This is a genomic window from uncultured Campylobacter sp., assembly GCF_938040115.1.
Lineage (GTDB): Bacteria > Campylobacterota > Campylobacteria > Campylobacterales > Campylobacteraceae > Campylobacter_A.
The window spans coordinates 1-1,892 of the sequence record NZ_CALHXD010000010.1 but is presented as its reverse complement, the minus strand read 5'-3'; the positions used below and the strand labels follow the sequence as shown (position 1 = coordinate 1,892).

At 48.6% G+C, this 1,892-nt stretch carries 3 protein-coding genes and 1 pseudogene; all 4 read right to left on the bottom strand.

The features are described from left to right. Positions 1-338 (bottom strand): formate hydrogenlyase maturation HycH family protein (locus Q0314_RS00430; RefSeq protein ID WP_298055278.1); only part of this gene is annotated, 338 nt, incomplete at its 3' end. Beyond that, positions 335-1,165, bottom strand: a complete 831-nt coding sequence (locus Q0314_RS00425) for an NADH-quinone oxidoreductase subunit B family protein (protein WP_298055275.1) — start codon at positions 1,163-1,165, stop codon at positions 335-337. The genes Q0314_RS00425 and Q0314_RS00430, both read right to left, overlap by 4 nt. Continuing rightward, positions 1,162-1,701: a formate hydrogenlyase complex iron-sulfur subunit gene (locus tag Q0314_RS00420; RefSeq protein ID WP_295145296.1), complete on the bottom strand. Its 540-nt coding sequence runs from the start codon at positions 1,699-1,701 to the stop codon at positions 1,162-1,164. The genes Q0314_RS00425 and Q0314_RS00420 overlap by 4 nt, the downstream gene beginning before the upstream one ends. Beyond that, a pseudogene (locus tag Q0314_RS00415) lies at positions 1,698-1,892 on the bottom strand (hydrogenase large subunit); the annotation flags it as partial. The pseudogene Q0314_RS00415 and the gene Q0314_RS00420, both read right to left, overlap by 4 nt.

Below are 1,892 nucleotides of genomic sequence, written 5' to 3'. Positions count from 1 at the left end.
TCCTTCCTAAGCACCAGATATCCCTCGCGCAGATTTTCAAGCTCTTTTTTTAGCTCGCATTCGCAAAGCTCGGGGATGAGCCTTGCCGCATGCTCCCTAAATATCTCCACTTCAAAATACTTGCTTAAATTTCCCAGCTTAAATTTGACGTATTCGCCGCCGCTAGCTACGATACGCTCAAACTCCTCGTCGGGTATTTCGAGCGATTTTTCGCTAAAGTCCACCGTCCCCACGCCGTGTCCGACGCAGACGGAAAATAGCTTGATATCTTTTAGCTCTTTTGGCATCTTTTCGTTTTCGTCCATGTGGCGGCGGGCGAGTTTATAGACTCTTATCATCGTTTATCCCAAATTTCTTTTTTGACGTCGATGGCGTTTTGCGTATCGCGTTTTGCTTTGGCGTATTTTAGATAGACGTCGTTGTAAAGCAGTCCCATACACTCGGCGTATCTAGGGTCTTCTTCTTTATGGATAGCCTCTAGCATCGCTTTTTTAGTAGCCGCTACGTCGTGGATATTAGGAGAAGTTTTGGCCGCGTCCATATACTTGGCAAACAGCGTCCTGCCGAAGATATAGCTCATTAGCCTTTTTGCTTCGGCCTCCAAATCGCGCTCGAAAAGTATATCGCCTATGATAGACTCTTTTACGGCGGGGGCTTTGCAGTCGTCTTGCTCGAAGCTTCTTTTTTGTAGCTTTTGATCTATGATGCCAAGAGCCATACCAAGGCCGTATATGACGCTAGCAGGATGCGGAGGACAGCCCGGGATATAGACGTCTACGGGGATAATCTTATCTATACCGCCCCAAACGCTATAAGCGTCGTAAAAGATACCGCCCGTACTGCCGCATGCGCCAAAAGCCACCACGATCTTTGGATCTGGAGCTGCCTCGTAAGCGCGAAGCAGCGGATAATACATCTGGCGCGTAACCGGGCCGGTGCAGAGCAAAATGTCTGCGTGGCGAGGATTGGCTACTAGCTTAAATCCAAAGCGCTCCGGATCCCACATCGGCGTAATAGCGGCGAAAATTTCTATCTCGCAGCCGTTGCAGCTACCGCAGTCGATGCGGTAGACGCTAAAGCTTCGTTTGATATTTTTTAGATGTTCTAACTTTGCGGTTAGGTCGTTTGCCGTTTTTATATTTTCGGGAACTTGATAAAGGCTCATTTTATCCCCTCCTCTACGTCTTTAGTTATGCGCTCTACGGCTTGGGCTTTTTTGCACTCGGGGCAGATATATAGATAGTCTTTGGCTTCTTCTAGTCTGCCAGGGAGCAAATTTGCCGTGCTAAGCTTTGAAAAAGTATAGTTGATAAGGCGAACGGGCGTATAGGGTTTGCCGCAGCATTTGCACTTTTGCATCTCTAGCTCGCCGCGCTGGATTAGCGCGCTTTTGTCAAATTTAACCGCTAGCTCGAAACCCTGGCTTAGGCGCACGCCGCCGGTTGGACAAACCTCGTCGCAGCGTCCGCAAAATATGCATCGTCCGCAGTCAAACTGCCACACGAGCTTGTCTTGCTTTTCGTTCATCTTTAGCTCTATGGCGTTGCTAGGGCACGCTACGCCGCACGCCGCGCAGCCTATGCAAAGCTCGTAGGTGTAAAACGGCTGCCCGCGGAAATTTTCGGGTACCTTATAAGGCTCAAACGGATAGGCGTAGGTCGCCTTTCCGTATTTTTCGGTTACGTCAAATAACTTCATCATCTTAAATCCTTTTTGCTAATTTTGCCCGTTTGGCAAAATTTCTTAAGGTCTTTTTCGGTTAAAATTTTGCTCTTTTTGGTATTTACGTCCACTACGGTAACGCGGTCGGTGCAGGAGTAGCACGGATCTAGCGAGCAAACGATGAGCGCCGCGTCTGAAATGTTGTTTCCGCGGAACTGATAGCGAAGGCT